This is a genomic window from Streptomyces sp. MUSC 14, from assembly GCF_001866675.1.
Taxonomy (GTDB): domain Bacteria; phylum Actinomycetota; class Actinomycetes; order Streptomycetales; family Streptomycetaceae; genus Streptomyces.
Map to the genome: position 1 here is coordinate 150,659 of NZ_MLYN01000063.1, position 25,281 is coordinate 175,939.

General features: G+C 70.8%; 32 protein-coding genes and 2 pseudogenes. 20 read left to right on the forward strand and 14 right to left on the reverse strand.

Features of this window, described 5'->3' with window-relative positions:
- Positions 1–12: 12 nt before the first annotated feature.
- Both infA and BIV25_RS36645 read right to left on the reverse strand, forming a co-directional pair.
- Positions 13–237, reverse strand: a complete 225-nt coding sequence (gene infA, locus BIV25_RS36640) for a translation initiation factor IF-1 (protein ID WP_071376841.1) — start codon at positions 235–237, stop codon at positions 13–15.
- The gene (locus BIV25_RS36645; RefSeq protein ID WP_071376842.1) at positions 234–1,028 is read right to left on the reverse strand and encodes an N-acetyltransferase; all 795 of its coding nucleotides are present in this window, start codon (positions 1,026–1,028) and stop codon (positions 234–236) included. Before BIV25_RS36645 ends, infA begins: the two co-directional genes overlap by 4 nt.
- Before the next feature lie 318 nt (positions 1,029–1,346).
- On the opposite strand from BIV25_RS36645, the gene BIV25_RS36650 reads away from it, so the two are divergent.
- The 7 genes from BIV25_RS36650 to BIV25_RS36675 all read left to right on the forward strand — a co-directional run bounded on the left by BIV25_RS36650 (position 1,347) and on the right by BIV25_RS36675 (position 6,889).
- Complete coding sequence (locus BIV25_RS36650) at positions 1,347–2,246, forward strand: SDR family NAD(P)-dependent oxidoreductase (protein ID WP_071376843.1); 900 nt, start codon at positions 1,347–1,349, stop codon at positions 2,244–2,246.
- A 144-nt stretch (positions 2,247–2,390) separates the two neighbouring features.
- Positions 2,391–2,849, forward strand: a complete 459-nt coding sequence (locus tag BIV25_RS54700; RefSeq protein WP_371273111.1) for an alpha/beta fold hydrolase — start codon at positions 2,391–2,393, stop codon at positions 2,847–2,849.
- Positions 2,850–2,857: 8 nt separating this feature from the next.
- Positions 2,858–3,184: an alpha/beta fold hydrolase gene (locus BIV25_RS54705; protein WP_371273112.1), complete on the forward strand. Its 327-nt coding sequence runs from the start codon at positions 2,858–2,860 to the stop codon at positions 3,182–3,184.
- Between the two features lie 84 nt (positions 3,185–3,268).
- On the forward strand, positions 3,269–3,850 hold the full coding sequence (locus BIV25_RS36660) for a TetR/AcrR family transcriptional regulator (protein ID WP_071376844.1): 582 nt from the start codon (positions 3,269–3,271) through the stop codon (positions 3,848–3,850).
- 92 nt (positions 3,851–3,942) lie between these two features.
- Positions 3,943–5,553, forward strand: a complete 1,611-nt coding sequence (locus BIV25_RS36665) for an FAD-dependent monooxygenase (RefSeq protein WP_071376845.1) — start codon at positions 3,943–3,945, stop codon at positions 5,551–5,553.
- Positions 5,554–5,746: 193 nt separating this feature from the next.
- Positions 5,747–6,259: a MarR family winged helix-turn-helix transcriptional regulator gene (locus BIV25_RS36670; protein ID WP_071376846.1), complete on the forward strand. Its 513-nt coding sequence runs from the start codon at positions 5,747–5,749 to the stop codon at positions 6,257–6,259.
- Positions 6,260–6,292: 33 nt separating this feature from the next.
- Positions 6,293–6,889: a hypothetical protein gene (locus tag BIV25_RS36675; protein ID WP_256256955.1), complete on the forward strand. Its 597-nt coding sequence runs from the start codon at positions 6,293–6,295 to the stop codon at positions 6,887–6,889.
- A 12-nt stretch (positions 6,890–6,901) separates the two neighbouring features.
- Here BIV25_RS36675 and BIV25_RS36680 read toward each other — a convergent pair whose 3' ends face one another.
- A complete protein-coding gene (locus tag BIV25_RS36680) occupies positions 6,902–7,474 on the reverse strand; it encodes a TetR/AcrR family transcriptional regulator (RefSeq protein ID WP_071376848.1) in 573 nt (190 codons plus the stop codon).
- Between the two features lie 130 nt (positions 7,475–7,604).
- Between BIV25_RS36680 and BIV25_RS36685 the strand changes: the two genes are divergently transcribed.
- Positions 7,605–8,450 (forward strand): SDR family NAD(P)-dependent oxidoreductase, encoded by an 846-nt coding sequence (locus BIV25_RS36685; protein ID WP_071376849.1) that lies wholly within the window; start codon positions 7,605–7,607, stop codon positions 8,448–8,450.
- Between the two features lie 61 nt (positions 8,451–8,511).
- Here BIV25_RS36685 and BIV25_RS36690 read toward each other — a convergent pair whose 3' ends face one another.
- From BIV25_RS36690 to BIV25_RS36700, 3 genes are all read right to left on the reverse strand, one after another.
- Positions 8,512–8,907, reverse strand: coding sequence for a dienelactone hydrolase family protein (locus BIV25_RS36690; RefSeq protein WP_177235538.1), 396 nt, complete (start codon positions 8,905–8,907; stop codon positions 8,512–8,514).
- Positions 8,889–9,245 (reverse strand): dienelactone hydrolase family protein, encoded by a 357-nt coding sequence (locus BIV25_RS36695; protein WP_071376851.1) that lies wholly within the window; start codon positions 9,243–9,245, stop codon positions 8,889–8,891. The genes BIV25_RS36690 and BIV25_RS36695 overlap by 19 nt, the downstream gene beginning before the upstream one ends.
- 71 nt (positions 9,246–9,316) lie before the next feature.
- Positions 9,317–10,234, reverse strand: coding sequence for an NADP-dependent oxidoreductase (locus BIV25_RS36700; protein WP_071376852.1), 918 nt, complete (start codon positions 10,232–10,234; stop codon positions 9,317–9,319).
- A gap of 160 nt (positions 10,235–10,394) precedes the next feature.
- Between BIV25_RS36700 and pyrF the strand changes: the two genes are divergently transcribed.
- Positions 10,395–11,099: an orotidine-5'-phosphate decarboxylase gene (gene pyrF / locus BIV25_RS36705; RefSeq protein WP_256256959.1), complete on the forward strand. Its 705-nt coding sequence runs from the start codon at positions 10,395–10,397 to the stop codon at positions 11,097–11,099.
- A gap of 94 nt (positions 11,100–11,193) precedes the next feature.
- On the opposite strand, the gene BIV25_RS36710 is transcribed toward pyrF, so the two are convergent.
- A complete protein-coding gene (locus BIV25_RS36710) occupies positions 11,194–11,619 on the reverse strand; it encodes a pyridoxamine 5'-phosphate oxidase family protein (protein WP_079177103.1) in 426 nt (141 codons plus the stop codon).
- Between the two features lie 324 nt (positions 11,620–11,943).
- On the opposite strand from BIV25_RS36710, the gene BIV25_RS36715 reads away from it, so the two are divergent.
- Positions 11,944–12,216 carry a hypothetical protein gene (locus BIV25_RS36715; RefSeq protein WP_071376854.1) on the forward strand — a complete coding sequence of 91 codons (273 nt, stop codon included), beginning with the start codon at positions 11,944–11,946 and terminating at the stop codon, positions 12,214–12,216.
- Between the two features lie 45 nt (positions 12,217–12,261).
- The gene (locus tag BIV25_RS36720) at positions 12,262–12,816 is read left to right on the forward strand and encodes a GNAT family N-acetyltransferase (RefSeq protein ID WP_071376855.1); all 555 of its coding nucleotides are present in this window, start codon (positions 12,262–12,264) and stop codon (positions 12,814–12,816) included.
- A 38-nt stretch (positions 12,817–12,854) separates the two neighbouring features.
- On the opposite strand, the gene BIV25_RS36725 is transcribed toward BIV25_RS36720, so the two are convergent.
- A complete protein-coding gene (locus tag BIV25_RS36725) occupies positions 12,855–13,457 on the reverse strand; it encodes a hypothetical protein (protein ID WP_071376856.1) in 603 nt (200 codons plus the stop codon).
- A 201-nt stretch (positions 13,458–13,658) separates the two neighbouring features.
- Here BIV25_RS36725 and BIV25_RS36730 point away from each other — a divergent pair, with 201 nt between their 5' ends.
- Positions 13,659–14,585 carry a class I SAM-dependent methyltransferase gene (locus BIV25_RS36730; protein WP_071376857.1) on the forward strand — a complete coding sequence of 309 codons (927 nt, stop codon included), beginning with the start codon at positions 13,659–13,661 and terminating at the stop codon, positions 14,583–14,585.
- Positions 14,586–14,764: 179 nt separating this feature from the next.
- On the opposite strand, the gene BIV25_RS36735 is transcribed toward BIV25_RS36730, so the two are convergent.
- Entirely contained in the window at positions 14,765–15,229 is a 465-nt protein-coding gene (locus BIV25_RS36735) for a peptidoglycan-binding protein (RefSeq protein ID WP_071376858.1), read from the reverse strand.
- A gap of 212 nt (positions 15,230–15,441) precedes the next feature.
- Here BIV25_RS36735 and BIV25_RS36740 point away from each other — a divergent pair, with 212 nt between their 5' ends.
- The 8 genes from BIV25_RS36740 to BIV25_RS36775 all read left to right on the forward strand — a co-directional run bounded on the left by BIV25_RS36740 (position 15,442) and on the right by BIV25_RS36775 (position 21,555).
- Positions 15,442–15,987, forward strand: a complete 546-nt coding sequence (locus tag BIV25_RS36740) for a GNAT family N-acetyltransferase (protein ID WP_177235539.1) — start codon at positions 15,442–15,444, stop codon at positions 15,985–15,987.
- A 326-nt stretch (positions 15,988–16,313) separates the two neighbouring features.
- On the forward strand, positions 16,314–16,520 hold the full coding sequence (locus tag BIV25_RS36745) for a hypothetical protein (protein ID WP_071376860.1): 207 nt from the start codon (positions 16,314–16,316) through the stop codon (positions 16,518–16,520).
- Positions 16,521–16,594: 74 nt separating this feature from the next.
- Positions 16,595–16,933, forward strand: coding sequence for a hypothetical protein (locus tag BIV25_RS36750; protein ID WP_071376861.1), 339 nt, complete (start codon positions 16,595–16,597; stop codon positions 16,931–16,933).
- 806 nt (positions 16,934–17,739) lie between these two features.
- Positions 17,740–18,948, forward strand: a complete 1,209-nt coding sequence (locus BIV25_RS36755) for a tetratricopeptide repeat protein (protein WP_071376862.1) — start codon at positions 17,740–17,742, stop codon at positions 18,946–18,948.
- Positions 18,949–19,105: 157 nt separating this feature from the next.
- Positions 19,106–19,480, forward strand: a complete 375-nt coding sequence (locus BIV25_RS36760) for an RICIN domain-containing protein (protein ID WP_177235540.1) — start codon at positions 19,106–19,108, stop codon at positions 19,478–19,480.
- Positions 19,481–20,007: 527 nt separating this feature from the next.
- A complete protein-coding gene (locus BIV25_RS36765; RefSeq protein ID WP_071376864.1) occupies positions 20,008–20,370 on the forward strand; it encodes a helix-turn-helix transcriptional regulator in 363 nt (120 codons plus the stop codon).
- The gene (locus BIV25_RS36770; protein WP_071376865.1) at positions 20,354–20,890 is read left to right on the forward strand and encodes an SRPBCC family protein; all 537 of its coding nucleotides are present in this window, start codon (positions 20,354–20,356) and stop codon (positions 20,888–20,890) included. Before BIV25_RS36765 ends, BIV25_RS36770 begins: the two co-directional genes overlap by 17 nt.
- On the forward strand, positions 20,890–21,555 hold the full coding sequence (locus BIV25_RS36775; protein WP_071376866.1) for a dihydrofolate reductase family protein: 666 nt from the start codon (positions 20,890–20,892) through the stop codon (positions 21,553–21,555). Before BIV25_RS36770 ends, BIV25_RS36775 begins: the two co-directional genes overlap by 1 nt.
- 37 nt (positions 21,556–21,592) lie before the next feature.
- Here the strand turns inward: BIV25_RS36775 and BIV25_RS36780 are convergent, their stop codons facing one another.
- The 5 genes and pseudogenes from BIV25_RS36780 to BIV25_RS54710 all read right to left on the reverse strand — a co-directional run.
- Positions 21,593–22,264, reverse strand: a complete 672-nt coding sequence (locus tag BIV25_RS36780) for a hypothetical protein (RefSeq protein WP_071376867.1) — start codon at positions 22,262–22,264, stop codon at positions 21,593–21,595.
- 23 nt (positions 22,265–22,287) lie between these two features.
- Positions 22,288–22,758 carry a VOC family protein gene (locus BIV25_RS36785; RefSeq protein WP_256256969.1) on the reverse strand — a complete coding sequence of 157 codons (471 nt, stop codon included), beginning with the start codon at positions 22,756–22,758 and terminating at the stop codon, positions 22,288–22,290.
- Between the two features lie 161 nt (positions 22,759–22,919).
- Positions 22,920–23,639, reverse strand: a pseudogene (locus BIV25_RS48200) (IS5 family transposase).
- Between the two features lie 95 nt (positions 23,640–23,734).
- Positions 23,735–24,964, reverse strand: coding sequence for an NAD(P)/FAD-dependent oxidoreductase (locus tag BIV25_RS36790; protein ID WP_256256973.1), 1,230 nt, complete (start codon positions 24,962–24,964; stop codon positions 23,735–23,737).
- A gap of 235 nt (positions 24,965–25,199) precedes the next feature.
- Positions 25,200–25,281, reverse strand: a pseudogene (locus BIV25_RS54710) (TetR family transcriptional regulator); the annotation flags it as partial.

Here is a 25,281-nt window from a genome sequence, read left to right on the forward strand (position 1 = left end):
GGCGCCGAGCGCCTAGTTCCGGTACCGGAACACGATCCGGCCGCGCGTCAGGTCGTACGGCGGGAGCTCCACCAGCACGCGGTCCTCCAGGTAGATCTTGATGTAGTGCTTGCGCATCTTCCCGCTGATGTGCGCGAGCACCTGGTGGCCGTTCTCGAGCTCCACGGTGAACATGGCGCTGCGCAGACACTCGACGACCTTGCCCTCGACCTCGATGACGTTCTTGTCCTTCGTCATCGCACCAGCTCCAGGTTGCTGCTCACCGGCCGGGCGCCGATGCCCTGGAACAGCGCCGTGGCCGCCCGGTTGGACTCGTGGACCTCGGCCCAGGCCGCGGCGAACCCGGAGCGGTGCAGCGTCCCCAGCGCGTGGGCCAGCAGCGTCCGCGCGATGCCGCGGCGCTGCTCGCCGGCCCGGACCGCGATCAGCCCGATGCGCGGCCGGTTCACCGTCACCACCCGGATCAGCCCCAGGTAGCGGTCCGGCGCCGCGGCCACCGCGTACTTCGACGGGTCGACGACGGTGTCGCCTTCGGCGCGGGGAATCACCTCCGCGGGCATCGACTGCCACCAGCCGACGGCCGCCTCGACCTCGTCACGGATCGCGCGGTCCACCGCCCGCAGCAGACTCTCGTCCGCCCGGCCGGGGGGCACGACCGACACGCCCGACGGCGGCAGGACGTCGTCGAGCCCTGTGACCCGCGGGTCGGTCGGCACGACGTACTCCCACTCGCGGCGCCCGATCGTGAAACCGGCCCGCCGCCAGCCGGCCGTCAGCTCGACGTCGGCCTCGTCGACCACCGTGAACAGCGGTGCCGGCAGCTGCGCCAGCATCGCCTCGGCGAGCCGGTCGAAGGTGGCGTCGTGCCAGGCGTCGATGCCGACGAACAAGCGTCCGTCGGCCCGGTGTTCCGCGTACCCGCGGCCGACCACCAGGTCGTCATCCAGTGCATGCCACTGCCTGTCCGCGACGCGCGTGATCGTCACCGCGTTCTCGCTCAGGCCAGATGGGAAAGGCTTCGTGCTCATCGGAGTCTCCCTCCAGGAGTGCCTCGATCTCAGGCGCTCCCGGCGACACCGAACGTCAGCCGCCGGACCGTGACGGGTTGAGGGAGCACCCATGGGTAACTGTGTTCACGGGTCTCACCTCCCTACGACGACTTCACGATCCACCACGACGCTAGCGGCTGGGCGCCGCCCCGCTCAACTCCTTTTCCGTGGACGACGTGACGGGGGTGTTCTGTGCGCGGTTACCCAGAAACCCTAACCGGATAGCTCATCCGGTTGTGTGCTACCGTCCGGGCTAAGCGGATGAACTATCCGATTGCCTGCCGGGCGGAGGAGCTCATGACGAAGACAGCTGTGGTCACGGCCGGAACGGGCGGCATCGGCCTGGAGACGGCGCTGGGGCTGGCAGCCGCCGGGTTCGCGGTCACCGTGGTCGGACGTGACGCCGGGCGGGGAGCCAGGGCGGTCGAGCGGATCGACGCGACGGACCCGGCGCACCCGGGCCGGTTCCTCTCCGCCGACCTCGGCTCGCTCGACCAGGTGCGCGCGCTCGCCGCCCGGATCGCCGCCGGCCACGCCGCCTCGGGCGAGCCGCTGACCGTGCTGGTCAACAACGTCGGGGCGATGTTCGCCGAGCGACGGACCCTGGACGGCGTCGAGGCCTCGTTCGTCGTCAACCACCTCTCGCCGTACCTGCTGACGGAACTGCTCCTGCCCACGCTGACGGCCGGTGCGCCGAGCAGGATCGTGAACGTGACATCGGGTGCGGTCGGCGTCGCCAAGCGGGTGTTCGACGCCGTCGAGCCGCCCGGCGGCTACTACGGCTTCCACTGGTACGGCCGCGCCAAGCTCGCCAACCTGGCCTACACGCTCGACCTGGCCGCCCGGCTGGACGGCACGGGCGTCTCGGTCTTCGCCGCCGACCCCGGAGGCGCGGCGACCGACATGACCGACGGCACCCTGACCGACCCGAAGATCGTCTCGCCCGCGTTGCGACTGCTGTGGCCCCTGGTGCGCCGTAAGTTCGCACGCTCGACGTCCGGTCCGGCGTCCGTGGCCGCCAGGCCCTCGATCGTCGCCGCCACCGACGAGGCGCTGACCGGCCGGACCGGCGTCGTCGTCGGCCCCCGGGCACAGCCCGTCGCCCCGTTCCGTGCGGCGGCCGACCACCGGCTCGCCGAGGCCGTGCGCCGCCTCAGCGAAGCCCACGCACCCATGGCGGGCACCGTGGGCGCGTGAGCCCCGGCCGGGGAGCGGCGCCCCGGCTCCCGCTCTCACGACCGACGCCCGCGCGCACCGGCCGGTCCCTCGGGAAAGACACCGGTCCGCAGTCCGCCGCACATCGCCACCCGTTCGCAGGTTCGCCAGACAGAGGACACCCCCATGACCGACGCGGTCCCGATCACCTACGCCCACCACGTCCACGGTTCCGGCCCCGGTCTTCTCCTCGCCCATGGCGCGGGCGGTGGCATCGAGGCCAACTACGGGCCGATCATGGACGGGCTCGCCGCGCGGCACACCGTCGTCGGCGTCGACTACCCGGGCTCCGGGCGGACCCCCACGGCGTCCGCGCCCCTGGAACTCGAGGCACTGGCGGACCAACTCGTCGCCGCGGCGGACGCCGAAGGGCTCGACACGTTCGCCGTCTGCGGATACTCGCTGGGCGGCCCGGTCGCGATCCGCGCCGCGGTCCGCCGTCCGGCGCGGGTCACCTCGCTCGTGCTGAGCGCGACCTTCGCCCGCGTGGACACCGTACCGAGCTGGCCGCCTCGATCTGGCAGGAGCTCTACGAATCCGGACAGCACCTCCTGCTCGGCCGGTACCTGGCCCAGCTGGCCCTGAGCGCGCCCGTGCTGAACTCCCTCACGCCCGCCCAGGTGCGCGCGGCCGCCGAGCAGACCGCCTCGGCCCTGCCGACCGGCACCGGCGCCCAGGTCGACCTGGGCCGCCGCACCGATGTCCGCGCCGACCTCGCCGCGATCGTCGTCCCCACCCTCGTCGTCGTCACCACCGCCGACGCCCTGGTACCGGCCGCCCTCCAGCGCGAACTGGCCACGGCCGTTCCCGGCGCGAAGACCGCCGCGCTCGCCACCGGGCACCTGCCCTTCCTGGAGCAGCCGCACCAGTGGCTGGAGACCATCACCGGCTTCCTCGCCCAGGTGCACGACCGGCGCTGACGGCCGCGGTGGGCGGGCCGGGAGGCCCCGCGTACGATCGGACGCCGGACCCCCGTGACGAGACAAGCGACCTGGACTGCCCCCATGACGACCGCACCGCTGCGCAAGGACGCCGCCCGCAACTGGGACCGGATCGTCGCCGTCGCCCGCGACCTGGTCGACCAGGGCACCGGATTGCAGCTCAACGACGTCGCCCGCCGGGCGGGACTCGGGGTCGGTACGGTCTACCGGCACTTCGCCACCCCCGAGGCGCTGCTGGAGACCGTCGCGACCCCCTGCCTGGAAGACCTTGCCGCACACGGCCGCGACGCACTGGCCGACGCCGACTCCTGGTCCGCGCTGAAGAGCTTCCTGTCGTGCATCGTCGAAGCGCAGATCACCGACGCCGCCCTGGCCCCGGTCGCCGCCGCGGCCACGGACGCCCTCCCGCGCACCACGGAACTCAAGGAGTCGCTCGCGGCGGTCGGCACCGAACTCCTCGGCCGGGCCCGGGAGGCCGCCACCGTCCGCCCCGGCCTCGCCGCCGCCGACCTCGTCCCGCTCATGTGCGGCGTCGCCCACGCGGTGAACGTGCACGGGGGCACCACGGCCGACCGGATCGACACCGCGCACCGCTACCTCGCCACCCTCCTCGAAGGCATGCACGCCCCGTCCCCGAACGCGTAGGCGCGACGCGGCCCGCACCCTTGCGCGCCCTTACCGAGATATCTTAACGTTCATTATCTTCATATTCGTATAGTGGGAGGGGGAGGACGCGGATGATGAGCACAGACGTGATCGTGGCCGGTGGCGGCCCGGTGGGGCTGCTGACGGCCGCGCTGCTGGACGCGGCCGGGGTCGGCGTCGAGGTGTACGAACGCGACCGGGAATTCGACCGTCACACCAAGGGGATAACCGTGCATCCCCGCACTCTCGAAGTGCTCACCACGCTGGAGGGCGGCGACGGCCGACGGCTCGGAGACGTCCTGGTGGCGCGGGGCATGCGGGTCAGGTCGGCGCACTACGCCGCGCTGCCGGCCAGGCTCGACTACAGCGGCCTGGACACGCCGTTCCCGTTCGGGCTGATGGTCCCGCAGTGGCAGACCCGGGAGATGCTCGCGGAGCACCTGCGTGACCGCGGGGTTCGCGTGCACTACGGCGTCGAGGTCACCGACGTCGTGCAGAGCGGGGAGGAGGTGCGGATCCGGGCCGGTGACGTCCCTCGCACGGCGCGGTATCTGGTCGGCGCGGACGGCGCGCGCAGCATCGTGCGCGCCGCCGCCGGCATCGACTTCCCCGGCAGCAACCCCACCATGATCGGCTTCGTCGCCGATGTGGAGGCGACCGACCCACTGGACGGTGTGGAGTACTTCTGGAACGACGCCGGTTACGTCGGCTACATGCGACTGGGCGAGACCTCGATCCGCGTCTTCGGCGCAAAGTCGGCCGATACCGGACTGACGTCGCAGGAGGTGCGGCGCAGGCAGGCCGAGCCGTTCACCCTGGCGGAACTGAGCACGGCGCTGACCCGGATCTGCGGCCGTGACTTCGGCGTGCACAGTCCGTCCTGGCTGTCCAGGTCGGGCAACAGCAGCCGGCACGCCGAGCGCTATCGCGCGGGTCGGATACTGCTCGCCGGCGACGCCGCGCACATCCACATGCCCGCCGCCGGCCAGGGCCTCAACGTCGGCCTGCAGGACGCGGCCAACCTGGCCTGGAAACTGGCGGCCGAGGTGCACGGATGGGCGCCGGAGGCGTTGGTCACGGGGGAGTTCGGCTACGACAGCGAACGGCGGCCCGTGGCCGACCGGCTCATCGCGGACACGCTGGCGCAGGACGCGCTGTTCAACACCTTCGGCCGTGCCGCCGCGGCGCTGCGCGCGACGTTCAGCAGGTTCATCGAACGGGGCGGTGAGGTGGCCGCGGAACTGACGGGCTGGGTGTCCGGCCTCGGCGTCGGCTACCCGCGTCCGGCCGGCGCCCACCCGCTGGTGGGCACCCGGGTGCCGGACCTGACGCTGACCTCAGGCTCCCTGTTGCGCACGCTGCGCGCCGACCGGTTCCTGCTCGTCGACCTCACCGGTGACCGCGGCGCAGGGGCCGCCCTGGCCGGCCTGGGCGGGGCGCGGACGCAGGTGGTGACCGCGCGCCCGGTCGACGCGCAGGACGCCGTACGCGGCGCCGCGTGGCACGGTGTGCGCGCCGCGCTGATCCGGCCGGACGGCCACGTCGCCCACGTCACCACATCCGCCGGTCGTCTCTCCGAGACCGGAGCCGAGACCGGAGCCGAGGTCGAAGCCGTGGGCGGGGGCGAGGTCCGAGCCTTGGCCGGAGCCGTGGCCGCCTGGACCGAACCGGACCGGCGCACCGCCCCCTCGGGAGACCTGTGACGCCGCCGGCGGTGCGCGCGCCGGCCGTCGGCGCGTCCGGTGCCGGCGCGACCGGGTTCGCGATCACGGGCGTGTCGCCCGCGGTCGCACACAGCACCGCACGCATGTGTCCGGCCGCACGGTCGGCTGCCCCGACGTCGGCCACCGACGCGCGAACGTGAAGATTCTCAACGCTCTCGATTAGGATGGGACGATGGTGACGCGCCCCGGGCAACAGGACTACGTGGACATACTGACCGAGGTCGTCGCCGATCAGCTCGATCCGGAGACTCTGCGAGCCAAGGCACTCGCCTACCGGGTGCGCAGGCTGGCCCACCGGCTGGAGACCGAGATCAAGCGCGAACTCGCGCCCCACGACATCGAACTGTGGGAGCTGGAACTCCTCGCCTGCCTGATGAGAACCGAGCCCCGACACCAGCTGACCGCGGGCCAGTTGATGACCCAGCTGCAACTCACCTCGGGCGCCGTCACCAACCGGGTCAGCCGGCTGGAGCGCAGCGGCTGGGTCACCCGGGAACTCGACCCCGACGACCGTCGTTCGGTGCTGGTCACCCTCACCCCGGCGGGCTCGGAACGCGCGACGGAGGTGTTCGCCGTGAAGACCCAGGCGGAACAGTCGCTGCTGGCCGCGCTGTCCCCGACCGCCCAGAGCCGCCTCAACGACGACCTCCGCACCGTCCTGCTCGCCCTGGAGGGCCCGGCCTGATCCGGCCGGCCACCTGAACCTATGCTGACGGTCGTGCAGGTACTGGGCACGAGCAGCGAGGACGAGATGATCGCCTGCTTCCTGAGCGGCGAGCTGTCCAGCCGGAGGTTCGGCCGGAACCTCCGGTCCCACCTGGCGGCCTGCGGGCGGGCCGAGCGGCTGCTGACGCGGCCGGACCTCTCCGACGCCGGAGCGAACCGCGCGCGTCGCGCTCTGCTCGCCGCGACGCGCGGGTACGGCGAGAACCGCGACCTGTTCGAGAACTTCCCCACGCATGTCACGTGGACCAGGGCGCTCCTGTCCGCCGACGAGGCGGCCCGCGTGCGCTACGTCGACTATTCCTACTGGGTCGAACTGTCGGGTGGCAGCCGCCGCCCGACCGACGCCGCCGCACGCGTCAAGGCAGGGCGACGGGCATTCGACGTACCCAACGAACCGTTCCTCGACGCGGCTCGCGCGCTCATCGGTGGCGAGCGGTTTCCGGCGCTCATCCTTGTCGGCGAGAGACAGGACGAACTGGTCTGCCTCGAAGGCCACCTGCGCCTGACCGCCCACGCCCTCGCCGGCTTCCCGGCCGGCATCGAATGCCTCGTCGGCACCGCGCCGACCATGGGACGCTGGGCGCGGTAGTCTGACGGGTTGTCAGGCCGCTCCGTAGCGGAGCCCGTCGAGGAGCAGGTCGAGGAGGCGGTCGGCCCGGTCGCGCTGGGCCGGAGTGCTGGTGACCAGTGCGACGCCGTTGAGGCTGAGGCCGACATCGATGGGTTCGAGGTCCGAGCGCAGGAGTCCGGCTTCGGCTCCGGCGTGCAGCAGCGTTCCGATCGCGGCGCTGAGCCTGTCGAGGCTCTCGGCGAAGGGGTCCGCGCCGGAGGCCACCGCGGCCCGCAGGGCTTCTGCCATGCCCTGCTTTGCGGCCAGGTAGTCGATGAACCTGTCCATCCACAGGCGCATCGCCCGGTCCGGCGGGAAGTCGGCCAGCAGCTCGACGGCGCTGTCGCAGACCCGGGCCAGCTCGTTGCGGTAGGCCGCCTCGACCAGTGCCTCGCGTGTGGGGAAGTGCCGGTAGAGCGTGGCCGAGCCGACGCCCGCGGCCTTGGCGATCGTGTCGATCGGAGCGTCCGCGCCCTTCTCGGAGAAGGCGCGTACGGCCGCTTCGAGGATGCGCTCGCGGTTGCGGCGGGCATCGGCCCGCAGTGGGCCCGGCTGGGTGGTCAAGGCGGCTCCCTTCGTCTGGAAGCCAGTCTAACTGGACAACCGGGGAGTTCCCCGGTTAGCGTTGCGATTAACCGGGGAACTCCCCGGTTACTGTCGACGCCGCTTCCCACCGACGGGCAAGGAGACCTTGATGACCTCCCCGAAGACGGTTCTGATCACTGGTACGTCCTCCGGCATCGGCCTGGCCGCCGCCCTCGGCGCCGCCCGGTCGGGCTGGACGACCATCGCGACCATGCGCGACACCGGCAAGGCCCAGACCCTGCTCAAGGCCGCCGCCGAGAACGGCGTCGCCGACCGGATCCAGGTCAAGCGCCTGGACGTGGTCGACCCCGCGAGCATCGCCGCCTGCCTGGACGAGGTGATCGCCGAGCACGGCCGCCTCGACGCACTGGTCAACAACGCCGGCGCCGCCACGGTCGGCACCATCGAGCAGATGGACCTCGACGACGTCCGCTCCGCCATGGAGGTCAACTTCTTCGGCGTGGTGGCCACCACGCGCGCCGCCCTGCCCCACCTGCGCGCAGCCCAGGGCCGCGTGATCACCGTCACGAGCGTCGGCGGTGTCCTCGGCCAGCCCTTCAACGAGGCCTACTGCGCCGCCAAGTTCGCCGTCGAGGGCTTCATGGAGTCCCTCGCCCCCGTCGCCGCCACCGTCGGCGTCGACGTCACCGTGGTCGAACCGGGCGCGGTGGCGAGCGAGTTCGTCACCAACCTCGGCCTGGACGTCCCCGCCCTGCTCGCCGCCGCGGGACCCTACGCTCCGGCCCTTGAGGCGTACATCGCCCGCACCCAGCAGGCCTTCGGCGCCGCCCAGTCCCCGGCCGAGGCCGCCGCCCCGATCATCGACGCCCTGACCGCCGACCACCCGGCCTTCCGGATCCAGACCTCGGCATGGGCCCGCGACTTCGTCGCCACCACACTCGCGGACCTCGACGGCTCGGCCGTCCAGGACCTCACCGGCACCTGGGTCCGCTGAACCACCGCGCAACGAGCAGATCGAGGCACAGGGCCGTCGTACCACCGGGGAGGGCGTGAGGTCACAGGTGTGACGCCAGGGCGGCGTACACCCTCCGCCAGGCGTCGGCGCCGGCCTGCGGGTCGTAGTCCTCCGGGCGGTCGGCGCAGGCGAAGCCGTGGCGGGCACCCGGGTAGCTGACCAGTTCGTGCGGCACCTCGGCCTTGGCGAGGTGCTGCTCGGCCTGCTGCCATTCCTCGGCCGGGATGATGTGGTCCAGTTCGCCGCGGAAGCCCAGCACAAAGGCGCCGCCCGCGGCGATCCGTTCACTGGTCTCCAGCGGGGGCACGGGCCCGACCAGCGGGAAGCCGCTGTTCAGCAGCCAGCCAGGGTAGAAGACCGCGGCCAACTCGAAGCTCAGCTCGGTCGCCGCCCGCACCGCGATGTGACCGCCCATGCTCAGACCGAGGAACGCCACGCCCCGCCCCCGGCCTCGGCCCGCGCCGTCGCCAGCGCCGCGGAAGCGTCAGCCACCAGCTCGTCCCGGTCCAGCGCGCGCATCAGCACCAGACCGTCCTCGCGCTCCTCGGCGGAGTAACCGAGCGCGGTGCGACGAGCGTTGCGCCAGTAGTAGTCGGGCGCCAGCGCGACGTAGCCGGCCGCCGCCAGCTCCGCGCAGGTCTCGCGGACGTAGGCGTTGACTCCGTACAGCTCGGAGCAGACCACCACCGCGCCGCGCACCTCACCGGCCGGGCGGTGCACGTACGCCTCGATGCCTCCGGCTTCGCCGAGTGACTCCCACTGACCAGTCATCATTGCCCCCGTGTGTCGTCCGTCGGCCCAACTCTAATGCGGTGGCGCCGCGTTGCTGATCCGAACGACACCCTTCAGGGCCGGAGCACGATCTTGCCGTGGGTGTGCTGCTGTTCCAGCTCGCGGAAGGCGTCTCGCACCTGTTCCAGCGGGTAGGTGTGGGCGACCGGCACCTCCAACTGCCCGCGCGCGGCAAGCCGGGCGAGCTCGCCGAGCACGACCGCGGACGCCGCCGCACCTTCTCCGTAGGTCCGCGCGCCGACCTCGGCCGCGGCCTGCCAGTCGCGGATCGTGTTGATTCGCTCGGGCCGCACACCCAGCTCCACCGCCAGGGCCACATAGCCGTCGCCGAAGGTGTCGATGAACGCGTCGACCCTGCCGCCCGACGCCCGACGGATCCGCTCGGCCACACCTGGCCCGTACGCGACCGGGACGACACCGTGCCCCGTCAACCAGGCATGGTTCCGCTCGCTCGCCAGCCCGATCACCGTGGCCCCGCGCCGCCGCGCGAGCTGCACGGCGAGCGACCCGACGCCGCCCGCAGCACCGGAGACGACGACCGTGTCGTCCGGGCCGGGGTCCACCGCGAACACGGTGGCGTAGGCGGTCGTGCCGGCCACGTACAGCGCCCCGGCCACCTCCCAGGCCAACCCCGCCGGACGGGAGACCAGGTTCACGTCGTCGACCACGACGAACTGCGCGTGGCTGGCCCGCCGGTGAGTGAAGCCCAGAACCTCGTCGCCCACCGCGAAGCCCCGGACGTGCGGGCCGGCCTCCACCACGACGCCGGCCAGATCGCTGCCCTGCCCGGAAGGAAACGCCGCCGGCCAGCGTTCGTGCAGCCCGCCCGTGCGGATGTGCGCCTCGCCGGGCTGGATCCCGGCCGCGCGGACCTCGACCAGCACCTGCCCAGCACCGGGCACCGGCCGCTCCACCTCCTCCACCCGCAGCACATCGATCCCGCCGTACTCGTGAAACCGCACCGCCTGCATCGCGTGATCACCGCACTCTCTCGTCCGGACAAGCCTTGCCCGGCCGCGCGCCAGAGGGCCGGCGCCGACCGTGCCACCGCGTTCAAAGATCAAGCGCGGATCCGTATTCCCTCCGTTCACCGCCCCCAGGGCCGCCACGAGGACCACCTGTGGCGGCACAATGCCCCCCGTGGATCCGATCAGCCAGATCATCGTCGCCCTGGACTGCGACAGTCGCGCAACCGCCGATGCCGTCGTCGCGCGGCTGGGTGACGAGTGCCGTTTCTACAAAGTCGGCCTTGAACTGCTCACCGCAGCGGGGCCGGACGTCGTCAGGGGCCTGGTCGCCCGGGGCAAGGAGGTCTTCCTGGACCTCAAGCTCTTCGAGATCCCGAACTCGGTTGCCGGTGCGGTTCGGGCCGCGGGAGCACTGGGCGTGTCCATGGTCACCGTGCACGGCATGGGCGGCAGCGGCATCATGTCCGCCGCGGTCAAGGCCGCCCGCGACTTCCCCCAACTGCGCGTCCTCGCCTTGACCGTGGTCACCAGCATGACCGACGCGGATCTCGCCGACATCGGTGTCAGCGCTGCGGTGGACCAGCAGGTGCTCCGGCTGGCCCGGCTGGCGCAGCGGGCCGGCTGCCATGGCGTGATCGCCTCGCCGCGGGACGTCGCGGCATTGCGCAACACCCTGGGCCCCGGTGCCCTGATCGTCACTCCGGGCGTCGCGCTCCCGGGCGAATCCCCGGCCGAGCACACCCGCGCCGGGACACCGCATGCGGCGATCACCGCTGGGGCCTCGCACGTCGTCGTCGGCAGGACGGTGACACGCGCCACGGACCCGGCGGCCGCATTGCGTCTCGTCCGAGCCGGTCTCACCCCGTAGCGGACGCTTTCCGCCTGTGGCGAAGGGAGTACACGACGGGCGAGGTGCTGGGGGCGCCTGTGGTGGAGGCGGAAGAGGTCCGCGGCTTGGCGGGCTACGACCTCGTCGGCTTCGGATCGGGGATCTTCCTGCAGAAGTGCCACCCGCGTCCGCGCGAGTTCGTCTCCAGTTCCGGGTCGTCGCTGAGGAACGCGTCTCCGTTCACGCGCACCACCTCCCGAAGCCCGGGCACCAGGAAGACCAGGCCCACGCCCGGATGGCGGGTCAGGTTCTCGGCGGTGTCGGCGAGCTTGTTGCCGGGACGGTCCGGCAGGACCAGTGTCCACGGGTCCAACACCCTTACGGCGCCCGGCGGACCACCCTTGGGGCTGATGTCGAGCTGCCCGGCCTCGTCGGACGTGGCGAGGCAGAAGAACGTACTGTGCGCGATGAAACGCATCGCGAACTCGCCGAGACGGCTGTCCTTCTTGTCGGCGATGAACGGCGCGGGGAACCCGATGATCTCCCGTACGCGGTCCATGAGATGCAAGTCACCGCACTGAAGGCGGAGTTGGCCCGGATCGACCGCTGACGGCGACGCAGAGCCCGGTCGTCACCCTGCTCAGCACCCTGCTCGCCTTCTACGGCCTTGCGACGAACCTCGTGGCGGCGCTGGGGGCGGCGTGCCCGGCGGACGGGATCAGTAGTCATGTCCGACTAACGACCGTCGCGGCAGGACGTGGATGTGCCCGGCGAGCCGACCGGTACAGAGGGGACCAGTGATTAAGAATTGTCACGAAGTGTACGTATACGCTCATTTCTCTCAGATCAAGGGCCTCGCGCCCGGATCGGAAAGGGTCCCATCATGCGCAGGATTCAGCGTGCCGTCGTCGTGGCCGGAGCCGTCGTCGGGTTGTGCGCCGTCGGTGCCGGCGTCGGCTTCGCCGACGGCTACGGCGGCGTTCCGCAGATCACCGCGGTGGCCAACTCGCAGGCCCGTGCCGTGGCCTCGGGAGGCGGCACCGCGGTGGCCAACTCGCAGGCCACCGCCGTGGCGACGTTGGGCGACTACGCGTACAACCAGCCCCAGTACCCGCCGCAGGCCGCTCCGTACCCCGCACCTCAGTACGGCCAGTGAAATCCGGGCAGCGGCCCAGGACGCACCCACGGGCATGATGGGCAGATGCCCGAGCTGATCGATCCGACCGCCAGGCTGCGCACGTCGTTCCTGGCGGCGGTGGCCGAGTTCCGCGAGGACAGCGACTACCCGGTTCCGTGGTTCGTCACCGATGTCGACCCGCCCGCTCTGACCGACGCCACAGCCTTCGACGCCTACATCACCCGCCTCCTGGGCGAGCGGGACGAAGCCGCGCCGCGCCGGGACGGGTTCGTGCCGATGACGACGCTGTGGTGGGGCGAAGGTGGCCAGATGCTCGGCCGACTCGCCATCCGCCACCGGCTGACCCCGGCCCTGGAACAGGCCGGCGGGCACATAGGTTACGACGTGCGGCCCAGCGCACGCCGACAGGGCCACGCCACCGCGATGCTCGCCGCAGCCCTGCCGATCGCCGCCTCGCTCGGCATCACACGGGCACTGTTGACCTGCGACGAGACGAACACCGCTTCCCGGCGTGTGATCGACACGAACGGAGGCCGGTTCGTCGGCACGGCCGGTCGCAAGCGTCTGTACCGGGTGCCGACTTGCACCACCAGGTCATCGGTGTTCTTGCCGGAATGACCAGGTGGTGAGCTGGGAGGCGCAGGTCCAGGTCCTGGTCAGTGGCCGCCGCTCGGGGGCTCGCAGCCGGTGCCGTCGGGGTAGCCGCCGAAGGCGTCCGCCCTGGTGGAGTCACTGCTCATCGTGCCCTCCACGCACCAGGGAGAGGCGCCGATGTCGATGAGGAAGCCGACCCCGGTCGGGCCGTTCTGGTACGCCTGCACCTTCCCGGCGGAGTAGCCGAGGCCGGTGAGCGCGCGGCGGACGCTGTCCGGGGCGAAGTCGCCGCGCCGGCGCAGCGGGTCGAGTGCGGTCTCGACGTGTCTGACGGCGGTGAGTCCGTCGCAGCGGTTCCGGCCGTGGAGCGGGATGGGAACTCTGAAGCCGTGGTTCTCGGCGTAGTGGTCGGTCGGCGGCACGGTCGAGCCGGGGGTGGAGGCGGCGCTGGGCGGCTTCGTTCCGGGGCTCTCACCCGGGCAGGGGAAGTCTGTTGGCGTACTCGGCGTTCTCGGCGTCGATATGCCGGTCGGTGTCGGATGCGAGCGCCGGTACGCGTCGGCGGCATCCCCTGCCCTCTGCGTTCCGCACCCCGCCGTCAGCAGGACCGCCACCACCAACGGCAGCATCCCGAGCCTGGCCCTCGTCTTCCTCAGCGTCGTCATCCCCAGATCTTCCCCCGCAGTTCAGCGGGCGTCATGAGTCCTTCTACTCATTGCGCACGACGCTCGTCGCCCCCCTGCCACGTCGCACGGACCACGGGAATTGGCCCACCGTTCATCTCGCCCCGCGTTTGGACAGGCGTCCTGGGGCAGGCGCGCAGCAGTTCCGCACCTGCTCGTTCTCGCAAGGGAGTGCCTGTTCGCATGACGGCCGTACACGACGCACCCCGGCCACCCCGTCGGTTCGACGACGTTCCCGGGTGGTTCCCCGTACTGGACCAGATGCTCTTCGACTGGCTCCTGGCCCACCAGAAGTCCGCAGGCATGCGGGGCGATCTCCTGGAGGTCGGGGTGTATATGGGGAAGAGCGCGATCTTCCTCGGCAGCCGCCTCCGGGACGGTGAGCGGTACACGGTGTGTGACCTCTTCGAGGGTGATGCGCCGGACGATGCCAACCGGGCGGAGTCGACGAAGTCGTACGGCGCGCTCAGCCGACGGGCGTTCGAGGAGAACTACCTCTCGTTCCACGGCGAGTTGCCCCGCGTCCTGCAGGGGCCCAGCTCCCTGGTGCCGGAAGAGGTCGAGCCCCGCTCCTGCCGGTTCGTCCACGTCGACGCCTCGCATCTGTACGAGCACGTGTACGCCGACATCGGCGCGGCGCACGACCTGCTGCTGCCCGGCGGAGTCGTCGTCCTGGACGACTTCCGTTCGGAGCACACCCCCGGCGTCTCCGTGGCCGCCTGGGAGGCCGTGCTCAACAGGGGCCTGCGCCCGATCTGTCTGAGCACACAGAAGCTGTACGGCACCTGGGGCGATCCCGCCCCGGTGCAGGAGGAACTGCTGGCGATGGCACGTGGACGTGAGGACTGCCACCTCAGCGTCCAGGAGGCGGCCGGACACCGCATCATCCGGCTCAAGTCCAAGGGCATGCGGGCGCCGTCCGTCCCGCCCTCCCGGCACGCCGCAGAGCCCGAACCCGCGCCGGTCGCTGAACGCACGACCGTCCGGCCTTCCGCACCCGCCGTCCCGGGCCGCAGCCTCCCCCGCCGCATCGCGGCCGACCTGCTGCCGCCCCTCCTCACCCGCGCGATCCGCAGCTCCCGCGCGGCCAGACGCTCGGCGCGCGGCTGACCCACGGCCCGCATCGGCCGCCGCGTCCGCCGCGTCCGCATCGGCCGCCGTGCCCGCCGCGTCCGCGGAACGAAAGGCCCCGGCTCGGACCGTTTCCGAGCCGGGGCCGTCCGCTGCCGGCTCCGAGACCAGGCCTCAGGCCGGAGTTGATCAGGACAGGCCGGTGTCGCGACGGGTGGTCAGCACCAGCTTCCGTCCGTGCCGTTGCCGAGGTGGGAGAACGACTTCCAGGCGGCCTTGGTCTTGGTCCCGGCGATGCCGTCGACACCGCCGGTGTCGTAGCCGAGGTAGTTGAGGAAGCGCTGGAGTGCGCGGACGGTGTTGGGGCCGACCTCGCCGTCGACGGTTCCGGCGTTGTATTTGAGGGCGTTGAGGAAACGCTGCCAGGCTGCCCAACTGGCGGAGCCGAGCTGGCCGTCGATCGTGCCGGGGCTGTATCCGGCACCGCGGACGTAGCACTGCACGCTCTTGCCTTCGCTGGTGCTGAGGCCGAGGTTGTCGACGGCTTGGACAGTGACGGTTCGGGTGTGTACCTGGTGGGTGGGTACGGCAGTGGCCGTGGTTGCGCCGGCGAGCGTGCCGGTCAGACCGAGGACCAGGCCGGCGGCCGTGAGGCCGACAGCGGACTTTGTGCGAGTGAGCATGAATGTTCCCCCTCTTCCGATCGGGCGACTGCCTGGGTTCGACCCCATGCAGGCAGGGATCTATCAGCACCGCTGAAGACGGGTCGAGCGTCGTGCGGAGGGTTGCCCATGAATCAGGACTGCCGAGAACGTGGCCGAAAGCCACACCTGTCGTGGGGCCAAGAAGCGACATTCTGCTGGTTGTGACTCGGGGCCCGTGTTTCCATGCCGAAGTGAGTATCGAGAACTCAGGGGCTGCTGTGGAGAGGCCGGTCCGGCGGGTCCGGCGGCGGACCGATGGCGATGTCGAGAAATGTGTGCGGGTTCTTGAGGAAGTCCATCGACGTGACGGATACCCGGTCAACTGGCCCGGCCAGCCCGATCAGTGGCTGTCGCAGGCCTCGCTGTTGGGGGCCTGGGTCGCTGAACTCGGCGGCCGTCTCGTCGGCCATGTCAGCTTGTCCCGCGGCGGTGAAGGAGATCTGGCCCCCGGATTGTGGAGCGAACGGAACGGGACGAGCAGGGACCTGACTGCCGTGGTCAGCCGACTGTTCGTCGCCCCGCGGACCAGGGGGCATGGGATCGGCGCACTGCTGATCGGCCGAGCCGTGGCGCAAGCACGACGTCATGGCCTGCACCCGGTGCTCGACGTAGTGGCGTCCGATACCGCCGCAGCGGCCCTGTACGAGCGGCTGGGCTGGGAACTGTTGGCCACGGTCGAGCAACGATGGGGCCCGTCCCAGACGGTGACCGTGCACTGTTACGCGGCGCCATCGTGAGGTGACGGGTCACTCGACGAGCACGATGGACACGGGCATCTGCCGCTGTTCGACGGCACGGTGCAGCGTGGTGGGCAGGCGCGTGCCGGGGCATCCCGTGCCTTTCCGGCTCACTGTGCACTGCGGCACCGGAATCCCCTCTTCACCGTGCGACAAGACACCTCACACCATCGGCTGCCGGCCCTAGATTCCCGATGCGAATCATTCGAGGGCGGACATTCCGTCCGACTCCCTGATTCCCGTGCCCGACGCCACCCGTCGGACCACGGGCACGAGCATTCCAGAGCCTGAACGGACAGACGGTCGACAGGAAAGGGAACTCGCTCATGCGCACCCTCTACAGCGCCTGCCTCTCGGGCGCCAACTACATATCCGGGGCAGCTCGGACGGCGACGGAGTGGATCTGCAACCACCAGTCCTCGGCGAACGACTCCGTGATCTGGATCGCCGTTCCCGGGAACCATCCGGTGCAGTTCTTCGCCCGCTCCGGCTCGAACCGGTCCTACGGCACCGACCCGGTGTGTCCGAGCTGATCCGGTACGGACGCGCACTCACCGAAGAGTGCTGTCATCGCCGACGTGGGGCCGTTGCGGAGGGGGCAGGTGCAGTGGCGGGGTCGTTCGGGGCGGGGGCGCCGGATCCGGGCAAGGCCGCGGACCTGGCGGGGTTCATCGATCAGCTGGGCGCGCTGCGGGCGTGGGGCGGACAACCGTCGTACCGGGTGCTGGCGAGGCGGGTGGGACCGCTGCTGCGGCCGCCGCGCGAGGTGTCCCCGTCCACACTGGTCGACGTGTTCAAGTCCGGCCGGCGCCGGCTGGACCTGGAGCTGGTGGAGGGGATCGTACGAGCACTGGGCGCGGGCGAGGACGTCCTCCGCTGGCGGGAGGCGTACGGCAGGGTGTGCACCAGGGCCAGGACCGGCGGGGCGGCCGGGGCGCTGCGCTAACTGCCCGCGGACCTGACCACGTTCACCGGGCGCGACCAGGAGCTCAAGGTCCTGCTGACGGTGGCGCAGAGGGCAGCCGAGACACCCGGGAGCGGTGGTACGGCCACCGTGGTGATCTCCGCGATCGAAGGCATGGCCGGGGTCGGCAAGACGTAGCTTGCCCTTCGCGCGGCCCACGAGCTGGTGCGCCGCGGCCGGTTCCGCGACGTGCAGTTGTACGTGAGCCTGCGGGGTTTCGACCCCCAGCTGCCGCCGGCTGACCCGGCGGCGGTTCTGGACACCTTTCCGCAGCAGATGGAGGTTCCCGCCCGGCAGATCCCGGACGGCCTGGAGGCGCGCGCGGCCCTGTTCCGCGACCGTGTCGCCGGCAAGGACGCGCTGATCATCCTCGACGACGCCGCCGACGAACAGCAGGTGCTGCCGCTGATGCCCGCCTCCCCGACCTGCCTGGTGCTGGTCACCAGCCGCCGCAGCCTGATCGGACTCGACGCCGCCGCCGTGACCCAGCTCGACGTCTTCGATCCCGGCGAGGCGGTCGCGCCGCTCGCACGGATCGCGGGTGGCGGCGGAGCCGGAGGCGGCCGCGGCGGTGGCGGCGGCCTGCGGGTACCTGCCGCTGGCGGTCGCCCCGGTCGCCGCTCGCCTGCGTGCGCGGCCCTCGTGGAGCATGGCCTACCTGCTGAGCCGGCTGCACGAGTACGGCGTGGAATCGGGTCGGCGTCCGTGGGCAGTCGCTGCAGAACGTCTTCGACCTGTCCTACGAGGGCCTGGACGCCCGGACCCGGCGGCTGTTCCGGCTGCTGGCGGTGGTTCCGGGCCAGGACTTCACACCAGCGGCGGTCGCTGCGTCGAGCGGGTTCGACGAGGCGCAGGCCGAGCTGCTGCTGGAGGAGCTGCAGGACGAGCACCTGGTCCAGCAGCGGACCGAGGGCCGCTACGCCCTGCACGACCTGCTGCGCGCCCACGCCGCCGGATACGCCGCGCGGGACAGGGCCGAGGAGCGCGCGGCCACCGTCCGCGTCCTGAGCTGGTACCAGGCCACGGCCGACGGCGCTGCCGGGCGGCTCTTCCCGTCGCGCTACGCCTGGCCGTCGGCTCAGGACCCGTCGGCGGCTGTGCCGGCCGAGTTCGCCGACGGCGCCGAGGCGATGGCCTGGTACGAGCGCGAGCACCAGAACCTGCTGGCCGCCGTGGAACGGGCCGCGACCGCCGTGCCGGACACCGACCTCGCCTGGCGCCTGGCGACCACGCTGTTCTCCTACCTGTTCGTGCGCTGCCAGTGGCAGGCAGGGCGGCGCGTCCACGAGCTGGGGCTGGCGACCGCCCTCGGCGCCGGCGATGGTGCCGCCGAGGCCTGGGTGCGCAACAACCTGGGGATCTTCCTGACCGCGCTCGGCCGTCCCGGCGAGGCCGCTCCGCAGCTGACCCGCGCCCTGGAAGTGCGGCGGGAACTGGGCGACGTCAGCGGCGAGGCCGCCACACTGAGCAATCTGACCCGGGTCTTCTTCGAGTCGGGGCAGCTGGACACCGCCCTGGCCTATGCGTTGCAGGCCCTCGCCACGGCGCAGCGCGCCGCCGACCGCAAGCGCGAGTCCTCGGCGCTGAACACCGTCGCCATCTGCCTGCACGAACCCGGCCGGCCTCAGGAGTCCCTCGCTTACCTGAGGCGGAAGCTGGCGATGCACCGCGCGGACGGGGACCTGTTCGGCCTGGGGCTCGCCCTGCACAACATCGCCGAACTTCACGAGGACCAGGGGCAGCACGAACAGGTCCGGGCCGTCCTGCGGGAAGCCCTGGGCGTGGCGCGCGCTGCCGGCGACCGGCACGCGGGGGCCGGAGCGCTGTTCGGCATCGCCAGGTCCCTGCACGCCGCCGGGGAACCCGACGCGGCCCGCCCGCACCTCTCGGCCGCGCTGCCGCTCTTCGAGGAGCTGGGGGCGCCGGAACTCGCCGAAGCACGCGCGCTGCTCGGACGGCTCGGCGGGGTGTACGGGAACGTACGGGAAACCGGCTGACCGTTGTCGCCCTTCCGCGCACGGTGCGAGGGTGATCGACGTAGCACCCCGGTACGGCAGAGAGCAGATGCCGCAAGGGAGTTGCCGTTCGGGCCGTGGCCGTCCCAGGCCTCGGCCGATCCAGTTCGTCTCATCGTTCACCAGGGGGTACAGGCACATGCGTAAGTTGATGGGCATGGTCGCGGGCAGCGCGGCCGTCGCCGGCTCGCTCCTCTTCATGGGAACCGGTACGGCCTCGGCCATGCCGATCCCGCCCGGCGGCGGGGGCACCGTGTCCCTGCACAACGAGGCGACGGGCAAGTGCGTCGACGACAGCAGCTACGGCCTGCGCGACTTCGGCTGCCAGAACCCGACCGGCCCCTACGCCGGCTTCCAGCAGTTCGCGCTGTCCCAGCAGTCCGACGGCACGTGGGTGTTCCAGAACGTCGCCACGGGCAAGTGCGTGGACGACAGCAACTACGGTCTGCGTGACTTCGGTTGCCAGGACCAGAGCGGTCCCTACGCCGGCTTCCAGCGGTTCCGGTTCAGCTAGCGCGGAGCGGTCAGGACCGCCACCCGTGGTGAGGCCGCCCATCGTGCGCATCCCGCGCAGATGGGCGGCCTCGCCCATGAGGGCGGCGGGGGATCAGGAGCCGGGGGACGGCTCAGCCGTTGGTGGCGTCCATTCAGGGATACGGCGGGCAGGGCGGATCGCGGCGTGCCCGCAGCCTCACCCGCACCCATCCGGCCGAGGTGTCCCTCCAGGACGCGCTGAACGCGGTCGCCGATCCCGTGCGCCGCACGATCATCCGGGAGCCGGCCGACGCCTCCGACGGGTCCCGTGCCTGTGGCACCTTCGACCTGCCCGTCAGCAGGACCGCCCGCAGCCGCCCACTTCACCGTGCTGCGCGACGCGGGGCTGATCGAACAGCGCGATGTCGACCCACGACGACTCAGTCGGCTGCGCGCCGCTGACATCTGCGGTCGTCCCCTCCCGCCGGGCCGGCGTTCTCGGCACCTCAGGCCGGTCGTCGGTCACACAGTCGTTGACGCATGCCGATATAGGCATACGATAGTGGCATGGCACGAGCGGCGACGACCTCGGACGCGTTCAACGCGATCGCCGAGCCGCAGCGGCGGGAGATCCTGTTGCTGCTGCGGGGCGGCGAGCGGCCCGTGACCGAGCTGGCGCGGGAGCTGGGAATGAGCCAGCCGCAGGCGTCCAAGCACCTGCGGGTGCTTCGCGAGGTCGGGCTGGTGCGGGTCCGCGGGGCGGGCAAGCAGCGGCTGTACGGCCTGGACGCCCGCGGGCTGCGGCCGGTCCACGAGTGGGTGGGCGGCTTCGAACGGTTCTGGAACGAGACCTTCGACCGGCTGGACGACTACGTGCGCGATCTGAAACAGGCTAGGCAGGAGGAACCACCGGATGACGACGATCAGTAGCGGCGGCGAGCCCGACCCCACGACCGCGGACCGCGCGATCGTGGTCTCCCGGGCCATCGGCGCCCCACGGGAGCTGGTGTTCGAGGCGTTCACGCAGGTCCGGCACCTGTCGCGGTGGTGGGGACCGGACGGGTTCACCACCACGACGCGGTCCTTCGAGTTCCGCGTCGGCGGGGCCTGGGCCTTCGTGATGCACGGGCCGGACGGGACCGACTACCAGGAGTGGATCACCTGGACCGAGATCGTCCCGCCGGAGCGGATCGCGATGCTGCACGGCGAGTCCCGCGACGACCCCAACGCCTTCGAGTCGGTCCTGACCTTCGAGGCGGCCGGCGAGGAGACCCGGATCGTGATGCGCGCGGTGTTCCCCACCAAGGCGCTGCGCGACGAGGCGGTGGAGAAGTACCACGCGATCGAGGGCGGCGAGCAGACGCTGAGCAACCTGGCGGCCTACGTCGCCGAACTCACCCGGAACGAGACCGGCCGGAACGAGACCACGCCGAAGGGAGCGGAAGGCTGATGGCCGGCAAGGTGTTCTTCAGCGTGACGATGTCGCTCGACGGCTTCATGGCCCCGGAGGCCGTGCCCGTCGAGGACGTCTTCTCGCCCGAAGGCCAGAACGACCCCAGGGTCCAGCGCTGGATGGCGAAGTGGTCGGAGCTTCAGGCGTGGCTGTTCCCGCAGCGGTGGTTCCGGGAGAGCCTCAGGCTCGGCGAGGGTGGCGAGGAAGGAGTCGACAACGACATCGCCCGGGCGACGTACGAGCGCACCGGCGCGAGCGTCATGGGCAAGCGCATGTTCGACGCCGGCGAGCTGGCATGGCCCGAGGAGGCTCCGTTCCACACCCCGGTGTTCGTCGTCACCCACACCAGGCGTGACCCGTGGGAGCGGCCGGGCGGCACGACCTTCCACTTCGTCAACGACGGCATCTCCAGCGCACTGGACCAGGCCCGCGAGGCCGCCGGCGACCGCGACGTCCGCATCGCCGGTGGCGCCGAGACGATCCAGGAGTACCTGGACGGTGGCCTGATCGACGAGTTCTCGATCACTCTCGCGCCCGTCCTGTTCGGCACCGGCATCCGCCTGTTCGACCGCGTGGACCCGGCCCACCTCGCCCTCGACCAGGGCCGCACGGACGCATCGTCCCGGGTGACCCACCTGACCTACACCGTCGGGAAGCGGTAGCCCGCGCTCGGTCCGGTGTCACGGGCCCGCAGCGTTCTCAGCTGCCACCGTCCTCGACGCCTCCTCGCAGGCCCCACTCATCCAGACCGGAGTAGATCAACGCGGTGCGACCCCGCGGGAAGGACAGGGCCTCGGCCTCTCCTGAACAGATCGCCACCAGCGAGTCGGCCCCTCGCCACCAGGTGTCGGCCAGGCCCAGCACCTCGCGCACCGGCTCGTACTCGTCCAGCACGATGCCGTCGACCTCGTCGCCAGTGACCTTGACGATCTTCTTCGCCCACCTGGACGCGTGGTGGGTCAGTGCGAGCGACTCCACCCAGCCCTCCACAGCGGCATGGAGGGGCGCCCACTGACCTGCGTGGATGCCGAATTCACCAGATGGCCCGATCATGAACGAGTAAGGAACCGCTGTCCGCTGCACGCCCGCTTCGAACCACCACCCCTCGGACGCGGAGCCTTCGGGAGAGTCCGCCGCGAAGTACCTCGGGCCGCCGTCGTACGTGGATGCGGGTGGCAGGACCAGGCCACCCCATCGCTGTTGATATGCCGCCATCCGGTCGATGACCGTCGCGGGGATGTCTCGCTCAAGCCACCACTGTCTGTGTTCCTCGACGGAAGGGACATCGGCCTTGACGCCGTGTGCGCGGACGAACGAGCGGGCTCGTTGAGTCAGGCCGTCAGGCACATCGTCGAAGAGGTTCAGATTCACCGGCGTGACGCTACTGCCAAGTCTCAGCCTCGACCGTTCGGAGAGGCCGGAACCTGGCTGATCCGTTCGGCCAGAGCGACGATGATTCCTGAGGGGCCGCGGAGGTTGCAGAGTCGGTAGGCGTTCTCGTACTGCGCCACCTCGCCGACGAGTTCGGCACCATGGCGGCGCAGGCGGTTGATCGTGTCGTCGATGTCGTCGACGGCGAACATGACACGGTGCAGGCCCAGAGTGTTGGGTGCCGGGTCGGGCGGTCCGGCAGTGATCGCCGCGGGGCTGTGGAACTTCGTCAGCTCCAGCTTGCCGTGGCCGTCCGGGGTGCGCATCATCGCGATGGCGCTGCGGACCCCGTCGAGCCCGAGCATCTGGTCCGGGCAGACTCCCTCGATCTGCGCTTCGCCTTCCAGCTCCATGCCGAGCTCGGTGAAGAAGGCGACGGCAGCCTCCAGGTCGTCGACGACGATGCCTACGTTGTCCATCCGCTGAATCGTCACGGGGTGCTCCTTCCTCCTCGCGCAGTCCGTCCCGGCCACGCCTACCCCTGGGACGGAGCCGGCGCCGCATTCTCGACCCCCGGAAGCGCCGATCCGGATCCGACGCCGACGAGGGAGTCGGAACCTGGGGGCATGGACCCTGGGACGTGTTTGAGATGTACTCACAGCGTCTGTCGTATGAGGGTGAGTCGGACGGTCGCCTCGTAGCGAGCCGCGAGCTTGTCGTACGTTTCGCGGTCGAATCCGGGAGGGCGTCCACCGGCCGAGCCACGTCGCGGGCGGTGCCGGGTCCGGTCTCGCTTCTCCGGGATGATGTGCGGGATCTTGCGTCTGCGGAGGTAGGCGGATGTGGTCAATGAGCTGTTGGAACACGGGTGCGTCCCCACGCCGGTCTGCCGTGACGACCAGCGCGAGGACGTGGAAGGAGGCGTCTACGGCAAGGTGAATCTTGGTGGTCAGGCCGCCGCTCGAACGCCCAAGGCCATGGTCGTCCGGCTCCGCCTCCAGGCCGTCCGGACGCTTCCGGCCCAGATCATCAGCCCCTTTTGCGAGCCCCGGCGGCATGCGGGTGGGCTCGGCAGACAGGGGAGTCGACCGAGACCTCCCAACCGGTGATCCCGTCGGTATCCGCTTTGGCCTGCAGCTTTTAAGATGCCGGCCCAGGTTCCATCGATCTGCCACCGTCGGAAGACCGTGTATGCCGTCTGCCACGGCCCGTACCGTTCGGACGCGTCCCGCCATGGTGAGCCGGTGCGGGCCCGCCACCAGATTCCGTCGAAGACCTGCCGCCGGCCCCGAGTCGGCCTGCCCATTTTCGGTATTGGAGGCAACAGCGGTCCCAGCCGCGTCCCCTGCGTACCCGTCAGGTCCCTGCGAGCCATAGCAAGATCGTCCCATGGCCTTGGGCCGGCAGGGGCGTCGCTCAGGGCTCGGCCCGGTTTCCTGCCCGTGGCGGCCCTGTTGGGCTCGGATGCTGTCAGGACGCCGGCAATGGGTCCTGGCCGAGCATGCGCCGTCCGTTGTCGGCCGAGGCACGCACCGCATCGAATCCATATCCCGTCATCACGGATTCGTATTCGGCGAGCGTGTCGATGATCGGCTGGCCGCGGACTGCCTTCCCCAGTGCGGCGGCGAGCAGGCTGGCGTCGCGCAGGGCGGTGTTCGCGCCGATCCCGCCTGCTGGGCTCATCGCGTGGACAGCGTCCCCGAGCAGAGTGATGCGGCTTGGGTGCCATGCGGGGATGGGCACGCTGGTGCGCAGGGTCAGGGGGAAGATGCTTTCGGGAAGCCAGTGTTCGATGATCCGGCGGACCTGGGGGTGCCACCCTTCGATCAGCTTGAGGGTTGCCCTCTGCAGTTCAGCTCCGGTCATTGTCTGCAACTGGGCGTCGTTGTACGGGAGATGTTCGCGGCGGGAGCCGAAGGAGACCGTCATGTAGTCCGCGCTGTGGTCCAGGGCTGCCGCAGGCGCGAGTCGGCCGGCGGCCCGTCCCGGCGGCTCGGGAAATTCGACCGGGGCGACGCCGACGAACTGCTTTCCCGGTCCGATGACCGGCGTGAACACGGCAAACATCTCCTCCCGGAAGAGGGACCTGGTCGCCTTCGTGAGGGGTACCTTCCCGTATAGCTGGCGCAGCCCCGTGTCCACCACCCGTGCATGGGGAAGATGCTGGCGGCGTACCGGGGAGTTCACCCCGTCTGCGGCCACGAGCACATCGCCGCTCGCCTCGGTCCCGTCGCCGAAGCAGGCCACAACCCGGCCGTCCGCCCCGGTGCGGTAGTGGGTGAACCTCTTGCCGAACGTGACGGCATCCTCCAGCCCCGTCAGCAGTATCCGGCGTAGCGTCAGCCGGTCGACCGCGAGATGAGTGCCTCCGTCTCCCTCCAGTATGGCCAACTGCCTTAGCTGACTGTCGAATACCGGGGTGCACGTCAGTGGCACCCCGGCCGTGGCCCGGAACAGCCGGTACAACTCCGACGGCAGGGTGTCTGCCAGGGAGCTGTCCCCGTGGGTGTCGATGTGGATGCGATAGCCCTGTTGGCGGGACACCAGGGCAGCGTCCCGTTCGTACACCGAGAAGCCGATATTTCTTTGGCGCAGGCCCTGTGCCAGACACAGTCCGCCCAGCCCCGCGCCGATAACGATCACATGTGGATACGGCATGCCAGCCGTCCCTTCCTCGCTCAACGACAGAGAAAGGGACACACAGGTCACACCTGGCAGCGGCAGTCCCGTACACAGAGGCTGCCGGCGAAGTGAGGTGTTCGGCGCCCTGTGGCGCTGCCCGGACTAACCCGTACCGGACCGTGTCTTCGCGTGTCCTCGACCCTCACGCTAACAAACCCAGCGCCTGAATCTCCAGGCCCGCAGGGATGCCAGGCATCCTGACCACATCTCAAACACGGCCCAGGGCGCGCTGTGTGCCCGCCGGGATGGTGTGTCAGAGGATGGCGAGGCGGTCCACCAGGAGTTCCACTCTCTGTTCGGTGTACTCCGGGGGGAGTCGTTGGGCTCGGGTCAGG

Coding starts and splice junctions, on each gene's coding strand:
- BIV25_RS36670 (WP_071376846.1), top strand. CDS start 5,747: ATGGTGACGCGCCCCGGGCAACAGGACTACGTGGACATACTGACCGAG.
- BIV25_RS36645 (WP_071376842.1), bottom strand. CDS start 1,028: ATGAGCACGAAGCCTTTCCCATCTGGCCTGAGCGAGAACGCGGTGACG.
- BIV25_RS36720 (WP_071376855.1), top strand. CDS start 12,262: ATGCCCGAGCTGATCGATCCGACCGCCAGGCTGCGCACGTCGTTCCTG.
- BIV25_RS36735 (WP_071376858.1), bottom strand. CDS start 15,229: ATGCTCACTCGCACAAAGTCCGCTGTCGGCCTCACGGCCGCCGGCCTG.
- BIV25_RS36760 (WP_177235540.1), top strand. CDS start 19,106: ATGCGTAAGTTGATGGGCATGGTCGCGGGCAGCGCGGCCGTCGCCGGC.
- BIV25_RS36725 (WP_071376856.1), bottom strand. CDS start 13,457: ATGACGACGCTGAGGAAGACGAGGGCCAGGCTCGGGATGCTGCCGTTG.
- BIV25_RS36745 (WP_071376860.1), top strand. CDS start 16,314: ATGCGCACCCTCTACAGCGCCTGCCTCTCGGGCGCCAACTACATATCC.
- pyrF (WP_256256959.1), top strand. CDS start 10,395: ATGCCCCCCGTGGATCCGATCAGCCAGATCATCGTCGCCCTGGACTGC.
- infA (WP_071376841.1), bottom strand. CDS start 237: ATGACGAAGGACAAGAACGTCATCGAGGTCGAGGGCAAGGTCGTCGAG.
- BIV25_RS36695 (WP_071376851.1), bottom strand. CDS start 9,245: ATGATGACTGGTCAGTGGGAGTCACTCGGCGAAGCCGGAGGCATCGAG.
- BIV25_RS36660 (WP_071376844.1), top strand. CDS start 3,269: ATGACGACCGCACCGCTGCGCAAGGACGCCGCCCGCAACTGGGACCGG.
- BIV25_RS36770 (WP_071376865.1), top strand. CDS start 20,354: ATGACGACGATCAGTAGCGGCGGCGAGCCCGACCCCACGACCGCGGAC.
- BIV25_RS36730 (WP_071376857.1), top strand. CDS start 13,659: ATGACGGCCGTACACGACGCACCCCGGCCACCCCGTCGGTTCGACGAC.
- BIV25_RS36775 (WP_071376866.1), top strand. CDS start 20,890: ATGGCCGGCAAGGTGTTCTTCAGCGTGACGATGTCGCTCGACGGCTTC.
- BIV25_RS36665 (WP_071376845.1), top strand. CDS start 3,943: ATGATGAGCACAGACGTGATCGTGGCCGGTGGCGGCCCGGTGGGGCTG.
- BIV25_RS36650 (WP_071376843.1), top strand. CDS start 1,347: ATGACGAAGACAGCTGTGGTCACGGCCGGAACGGGCGGCATCGGCCTG.
- BIV25_RS54700 (WP_371273111.1), top strand. CDS start 2,391: ATGACCGACGCGGTCCCGATCACCTACGCCCACCACGTCCACGGTTCC.
- BIV25_RS36710 (WP_079177103.1), bottom strand. CDS start 11,619: ATGGACCGCGTACGGGAGATCATCGGGTTCCCCGCGCCGTTCATCGCC.
- BIV25_RS36685 (WP_071376849.1), top strand. CDS start 7,605: ATGACCTCCCCGAAGACGGTTCTGATCACTGGTACGTCCTCCGGCATC.
- BIV25_RS36765 (WP_071376864.1), top strand. CDS start 20,008: ATGGCACGAGCGGCGACGACCTCGGACGCGTTCAACGCGATCGCCGAG.
- BIV25_RS36715 (WP_071376854.1), top strand. CDS start 11,944: ATGCGCAGGATTCAGCGTGCCGTCGTCGTGGCCGGAGCCGTCGTCGGG.
- BIV25_RS36700 (WP_071376852.1), bottom strand. CDS start 10,234: ATGCAGGCGGTGCGGTTTCACGAGTACGGCGGGATCGATGTGCTGCGG.